This is a genomic window from Frankia sp. CeRuru1 (assembly GCF_977966315.1).
Window position 1 is genome coordinate 1 of the sequence record NZ_CDWWEW010000287.1, and the last position, 6653, is coordinate 6653.

Genomic DNA, 6653 nt, shown 5'->3' on the forward strand with positions numbered 1-6653 from the left:
TTCTCCGCCTCCGGGCCGCGGTTGACGTCGGGGTGGTAACGGCGGGCGAGGCGGCGGTAGGCCTGCTGGATCTCCTCGGCGCTCGCGCCCCGGCCGACACCGAGAAGCTGGTAGTAGTCCCGGGCCACGGCCGGTCACTCCGCAGGCCCGCCGGCGCCGCCCGGGTCCGGGCCGGTCTCGCCTGGTTGCCGGGCGCCGCCGGGCGGTTCGCTGGGTTCGCTGGGTTCGCTGGATGGCTCGCCGGGAGGGCGGCTGACGGCGACCCCGGCGGGGCGCAGCTGCCGTCCGGTATCGCCGTAGCCGGGACGGATCACGGCCACCACCGTGCCGGCTGGGACGTTCGGTTTCTCGACGGCGGTCAGCGCCTCGTGCCGGGTCGGGTCGAACGGCACCCCGACCTCGTCGTGGCGCGGGTAGCCGAGCCGGGCCAGCACGTCCACGGCCTGGTCCCGGACCGTCCGGACACCCGCCACGAGCGAGGCGGGGTCGGCGTCGGCGTGGGTGAGCGCGAGGTCGAGGTGGTCAAGGACCGGCAGCCAGGCGGCGGCCGCGTGGGCCCGTTCGGCCGCCCGATCCCGCTCCAGCTCCCGGATGGTCCGTTTACGCAGGTTGTCCAGGTCGGCGGCGGCCCGCCGCCACCGGTCGGTCAGCTCGTCCACCTGAGCGGCGAGCGCCACACTGTCTAGGACCGCCTCGGTCGGGAGGTCGTCCGCGCCGACGGGGCCGGCGCGGACGGTGGTCTCTGCGCTACTCCGGTCCACGGTCCGGTCGGTGGTCTGGTCGGTGGTCTGGTCGGTACGGGGGCCGGCGGCGTGGCCGGTCCGGTCTGGGTGCTGTTCGTGCGGCATGTCGTTCGCCATCATCGGTCGGTCTCGGTTGGCATGGGTTCAGCCCCGGTCGAACTCGGCGTCTATCACGTCGTCGTCGCCGGGGGTGCCGCCGCCGGGGGTGCCGCCGCCGGGGGTGCTGCCGCCGGGGGTGCCGCCGCCGGGTGGTGGCTGTGGGCCGCCCGGGCCGCCCGGTGCGGTGTCGGCCGGGCTGCCGCCGGTTCCCTCGGTGGGGCCGGCCTGGCCGGTGCGGGCGGCGGCCAGGCCGTGGTAGATCTGTTGGAGATCCGAGGTCAGGGCGCGGGCCCGGTCCACCGGCGCCTCTTCTTTGATGGCCTGGCGGGCGTCGGTGACCAGTAGGTTGGCGCGGGCCTTCTCGTGTGGCGGGGCGGCGTCACCGAGTTCGGCCAGCAGCCGTTCGACGCGGTAGGCGACCGAGTCCAGCTCGTTGCGGGCGTCGATCGCGGCGCGTAGCGCCTGGTCGGCGGTGCGGTTACGCTCCGCCTCGGTGATCATCCGTTCGACCTCTTCCTTGGGGAGGTTGGAGGTTTCACTGATCGTGATCGACTGCTGGGCTCCGGTGTCCTTGTCGCGGGCGGTGACGTTGAGGATGCCGTTGGCGTCGATGTCGAAGGTGACCTCGATCTGCGGTTCGCCGCGGGGCGCCGGGCGGATGTTTTCCAGGCGGAAGCGGCCGAGTACCCGGTTATCGGCGGCGCGTTCGCGTTCGCCCTGCAGTACCACGATGTCCACTGCCGGCTGGTTGTCCTCCGCGGTGGAGAACACCTCGGAGCGTCGTACCGGGATCGTGGTGTTGCGTTCGACGATTTTTGTCATCAGGCCGCCGCGGGTCTCCACCCCGAGGGAGAGCGGGGTGACGTCGAGCAGGAGCACGTCGGAGACCTCGCCCTTGAGCACCCCGGCCTGGATCGCCGCGCCCAGTGCGACGACCTCGTCGGGGTTGACGCTCATGTTCGGTTCCTTGCCGCCGGTCAGCCGCCGGACCAGTGCCTGCACCGCGGGCATCCGGGTGGCGCCGCCGACGAGGATCACCTCGTCGAGGTCGTCGGCGCTGACCTTGGCGTCCTCCATCGCCTGGCGGACCGGTCCCATGGTCCGTTCGACCAGGTCGGCGGTGATCTGTTCGAAGGTGGAGCGCATGACCGTGGTGGTCAGGTGCCGCGGCCCGGTGGCGTCGGCGGTGATGAACGGCAGGTTCACCTGGGTCTGGGTGACCGAGCTCAGTTCGACCTTGGCCTTCTCCGCGGCCTCGAACAGCCGTTGCAGCGCCTGGGGGTCCCGGCGCAGGTCGACGCCCTGTTCCCGGTGGAACCCGTCGGCGAGGTAGTCGACCAGCCGGCGGTCGAAGTCGTCCCCGCCCAGGTGGCTGTCCCCGGCCGTGGCCCGGACCTCGACCACCCCGTCGCCGACGTCGAGGATGCTCACGTCGAACGTGCCGCCGCCGAGATCGAAGACCAGGACGGTCTCGTGGCCCTTCTTGTCCAGCCCGTACGCCAACGCGGCCGCGGTCGGCTCGTTGATGATCCGCAGCACGGAGAGCCCGGCGATCCGGCCGGCGTCCTTCGTCGCGGTGCGCTGCGCGTCGTTGAAGTAGGCCGGCACCGTGATGACCGCTTCGGTGACCTTCTCGCCCAGGTTCCGCCCGGCGTCGTCGGCCAGCTTGCGCAGCACCAGCGCGCTGATCTCCTCCGGCGCGTAGAGCTTGTCCCGGATCTTGAACCGGGCGGTGCCCTCCGGGCCTGGGACGACGTCGAAGGCGACCGCTTTGGCCTCCTCGGTCACCTCGTCATAGCGGCGGCCGATGAACCGCTTGGCCGAGTAGATCGTGCCCTTCGGGTTCAGGATCGCCTGCCGTCGCGCCAGCTGCCCGATCAGGCGTTCACCGCTCTCGGTGAACGCCACCACCGACGGTGTCGTCCGCGCACCCTCCGCGTTCGGGATGACCCTCGGCTCGCCACCCTCCCAGGCGGCGATCACCGAATTGGTCGTCCCCAGATCAATGCCGACTGCCTTCGCCATCGAATGCTCCTCCAGAAGCGAACCTCACACATATGACGAATCGGGCGTGCCCACGCCGTGAGCAGGCTTCACTCGGATAAACCGACCCCACAGCAGGGAACCTGTCCAGGATTTGCCCAGCAAAACGCATTGCCTACGGAGTATCGCTTGTCGGCAGGCGAAGGAAGAGATCACGAAAAGGCCTTGATTGCCAGGAGGTCCTGATTGCCAGGGGAGCTGGAGCACCAGGAGAGCTGGCAGAGCCACACCGGTCGGGGCCGGGCCGGGGCAGGACAGGGATCGGGGGGCTGAGCCCGGCAGGACGGGCACCAGGCAGCGCCCTGGCCCTACAGCCTGGCCCTACAGCCGGTTTCTGGTCCTAAAGCCGGTTCTGGCCCTACACCCGGCTGTAGCCGGGTGTCCCTCGGCGGTGGCCCGCAGTTTTCGGGCCGGCGAGGCAGGGGTAGAGGCAAGGCATAGTCAATTGGACGCAAAGGTGATAGCCGGCCGGCTCGGCCGGAAGGAGTGAGGATCATGACACTACCCGTACGACGCGGAGAAGGCCTGGGAACGCTGGCACGATGGGATCCGTTCCGGGAGATCGAGGACGCCTGGACCCGCATGGGCAATCTGCTCGGCGACGTCATGGGCGGCGTCGAGGGCCGTCCGGCGCGGTTGCTGGGTGGCATAGTGCAGCCGGTCGACATCGAGGAGACCGATGACGCGTTCGTGATCGATCTCGATCTTCCCGGGGTACGCCGGGAGGACATCTCCGTGGACCTGCGCGACAACGAGCTGTTCGTCACCGGTGAAATCAAGGAGCGGGAACGCACGGGAGTACTGCGCCGCCGTAGCCGCCCAGTGGGCCGGTTCGAGCACCGCATCGCCGTGCCGGGTGACATTGACCCGGAATCGGTGCACGCCACCCTGGCCGACGGAGTGCTCACCATCCGGCTGGCGAAGGCCAAGCGGAGCCAGCCCAAGCACATCGAGATCAGCACCGGACCCGAGGGCCAGAGCACCGGCCCCGAGGGCCAAAGCTGACTGAGTGCCTGGTACCCGGACCCGCCAGCGCGCCCTCCGCCGGGACCCCGGCAGACCCGGCCTGTCCAGCCGGTCGGCTTGCCCCGCCAGCAGGCGATACCGACGATTTGTAATTAAGGTATTGCATGTCGTGAGGATGGGCCTGCGATGTTCGCGGGGTCCGGTCACGTTCTGCTTCAGGGGAACCATCATGCCAAAGATCATCGCTTACGAGGAGGAAGCACGGCGTGGGCTGGAACGTGGCATGAACCAGCTGGCCGGCGCCGTGAAGGTGACGCTCGGTCCGAAGGGGCGCAACGTCGTCCTGGAGAAGAAGTGGGGCGTTCCCACCATCACCAATGACGGCGTCTCCATTGCCAGGGAGATCGAGCTCGAAGATCCGTATGAGAAGATCGGCGCCGAGATGGTCAAGGAGGTCGCCAAGAAGACCGACGAGGTGGCCGGCGACGGCACCACGACGGCGACCGTCCTGGCGGAGGCACTGGTCCACGAGGGCCTGCGGAACGTGGCCGCGGGCGCGAACCCGATCGCCCTCAAACGTGGCATCGAGCTGGCCGTCGAGCGGGTCTGTGGGGAGCTGGCCGACCTGTCCAGGGATCTGGAAACCAAGGATCAGATCGCCTCAACGGCCTCGATCTCGGCCGGCGGGGACACCGCGATCGGCCAGATCATCGCCGAGGCGATGGACAAGGTCGGCCGGGACGGCGTCATCACCGTCGAGGAGAGCAACACCTTCGGCCTCGAGCTGGAGCTCACCGAAGGTCTGCGTTTCGACAAGGGCTACATCTCGCCGTACTTCATCACTGATCAGGAGCGGATGGAGTGCGTCCTGGAGGACCCCTACATCCTGGTCGCCAACATCAAGATTTCGCTGGTCAAGGACATGCTCCCGCTGTTGGAGAAGGTCATGCAGGCCGGCAAGCCGCTGCTGGTTATCGCCGAGGACGTCGAGGGGGAGGCCCTGGCAACCCTGGTCGTCAACAAGATCCGCGGTACGTTCCGGTCCGTGGCCGTGAAGGCGCCGGGTTTCGGCGACCGGCGCAAGGCCATGCTCGGCGATATCGCCGTCCTGACGGGCGGTCAGGTGATCAGTGAGGAGGTTGGTCTCAGGCTGGAGAACGCCGACCTCGACCTGCTTGGCCAGGCCCGCAAGGTTATCGTCACCAAGGATGACACGACCATTATCGAGGGCGCCGGCGACCCGGGCCAGATCGCCGGTCGGGTCAGCCAGATCCGCAGCGAGATCGAGAAGTCGGACTCCGACTACGATCGCGAGAAGCTGCAGGAGCGGCTGGCCAGGCTCGCCGGCGGCGTGGCCGTCATCAAAGCCGGCGCGGCCACCGAGGTCGAGCTCAAGGAGCGTAAGCACCGCATCGAGGACGCGGTCCGCAACGCGAAGGCCGCCGTTGAGGAGGGCATCGTTCCCGGCGGTGGGGTGGCTCTGCTGCTGGCCTCGGAGGCCGTCTTCGACGGGCTGGACGTGGCCGAGGACGAGCGGACCGGGGCCGAGATGGTGCGCCGCGCGTTGACCGAGCCGCTCCGGCAGATCGCGATCAATGCCGGCCTGGAAGGCGGCGTCGTGGTCGAGAAGGTCCGCAACCTGCAACCGGGGTGGGGGCTGGACGCCGCCACCGGCGAGCACGTCAACATGCTCGAGGCCGGGATCATCGACCCGACCAAGGTCACCCGCTCCGCCCTGCAGAACGCCGCATCCATCGCCGGGCTGTTCCTCACTACCGAGGCCGTCGTCGCCGAAAAGCCAGAGGAAAAGGAAACCGCGGCCGCGGCAGCCGGTGGAGGTGGCCTGGAATACTGATTGACAGCGTCGTTGTCGCGGCCGACACGCCGGCCGACACACCCACGGTGGCGGTCGAACAGGCCCATCCCGTCCTGGAACTCGCCTACCGCGGCAACTCGCCTATTCCGCGACGTTTCCACCGCCGAACTGCCGACGGAAGGAACCGAGCAGGTGGTCGAGGCCCCAGAGGAACTGGTCCCGGGTGTCCTGGGTGCCGGTCGGGCCGAGCAGCTCGGCCACGGCCTCGGCTGCCAGCAGGTGTCCCCAGAGGTAGACGAACATCGTGTAGACGATCCTGTTCGTGTCCTCCGGTCCGATGCCGGCGTCGGTGAGCAGGTCGTGCAGGAAGCTCGCGTTGCGTACCGCGGAGGGGCTGCCGGGCATCTGCCGGCCCATGCGTGCCGCGAGCCCCGGGTAGGCGGCGGCGACGTCATGCGCGCTGGTGAAGCAGCGCCCTAGGCGGTCGGCCCAGTCGCCGGTCTCGGGGCCTGGAAGGTCGATGCGGCCGAGCGCGTCGTCGACGACGCGCTCGACGATGAGATCCTTGGTGGGGAAGCGTCGGTAGATCGCGGGGGCCGTGACGCCGAGCTCCGCGCACAGGGGCCGGACCGTGAGGTGGTCGAGCCCGTCGCGCCGAGCGATCGTGTCGGCCGCCGCGATGATCTGCTCGCGGGTGACCGCCCGGGGACGCATAGCGTCCTTTCTACTCGGCGCGAGACGGTGGTTCTACTTGGCGCGAGGCAGTGGTGCTACCTGGCGCGAGGTTCTGCGGCGGCCCGCCGCCGCGGACCCCGGGATCGGGTGGAGGCGGTTCCGAGGGCATGCCCGGCACGGGCCTGGCGTCGCACCGGTCCGGGACGAACAGCCCTCGTCCCGTCAGCCGCGCCGGCCGAAGGTAGAGGTACGGCCCGCCGTAGGAGGCCGAGACGAAGGAAGAGGAGATCATGATGATGGTCTGGGGTGGG

At 69.3% G+C, this 6653-nt stretch carries 7 protein-coding genes; 2 read left to right on the plus strand and 5 right to left on the minus strand.

Annotated elements, in window-relative coordinates; genetic code table 11:
- The 3 genes from AC08OP_RS18070 to dnaK form a co-directional block, all read right to left on the minus strand.
- A partial coding sequence (locus tag AC08OP_RS18070; protein ID WP_476615276.1) for a DnaJ domain-containing protein occupies nucleotides 1-128 on the minus strand: 128 nt, incomplete at its 3' end.
- Nucleotides 129-134: 6 nt separating this feature from the next.
- Complete coding sequence (locus AC08OP_RS18075; protein WP_476615271.1) at nucleotides 135-863, minus strand: nucleotide exchange factor GrpE; 729 nt, start codon at nucleotides 861-863, stop codon at nucleotides 135-137.
- Between the two features lie 24 nt (nucleotides 864-887).
- Nucleotides 888-2867 carry a molecular chaperone DnaK gene (gene dnaK / locus AC08OP_RS18080; RefSeq protein ID WP_476615272.1) on the minus strand — a complete coding sequence of 660 codons (1980 nt, stop codon included), beginning with the start codon at nucleotides 2865-2867 and terminating at the stop codon, nucleotides 888-890.
- A gap of 513 nt (nucleotides 2868-3380) precedes the next feature.
- Here dnaK and AC08OP_RS18085 point away from each other — a divergent pair.
- On the plus strand, nucleotides 3381-3890 hold the full coding sequence (locus tag AC08OP_RS18085; protein ID WP_462188999.1) for an Hsp20/alpha crystallin family protein: 510 nt from the start codon (nucleotides 3381-3383) through the stop codon (nucleotides 3888-3890).
- A gap of 190 nt (nucleotides 3891-4080) precedes the next feature.
- Nucleotides 4081-5706, plus strand: a complete 1626-nt coding sequence (groL, locus tag AC08OP_RS18090) for a chaperonin GroEL (protein ID WP_476615273.1) — start codon at nucleotides 4081-4083, stop codon at nucleotides 5704-5706.
- Between the two features lie 102 nt (nucleotides 5707-5808).
- On the opposite strand, the gene AC08OP_RS18095 is transcribed toward groL, so the two are convergent.
- Together AC08OP_RS18095 and AC08OP_RS18100 are read right to left on the minus strand one after the other, a co-directional pair.
- Complete coding sequence (locus AC08OP_RS18095) at nucleotides 5809-6381, minus strand: TetR/AcrR family transcriptional regulator (protein WP_476615274.1); 573 nt, start codon at nucleotides 6379-6381, stop codon at nucleotides 5809-5811.
- A gap of 10 nt (nucleotides 6382-6391) precedes the next feature.
- A partial coding sequence (locus AC08OP_RS18100; protein WP_476615275.1) for a hypothetical protein occupies nucleotides 6392-6653 on the minus strand: 262 nt, incomplete at its 5' end.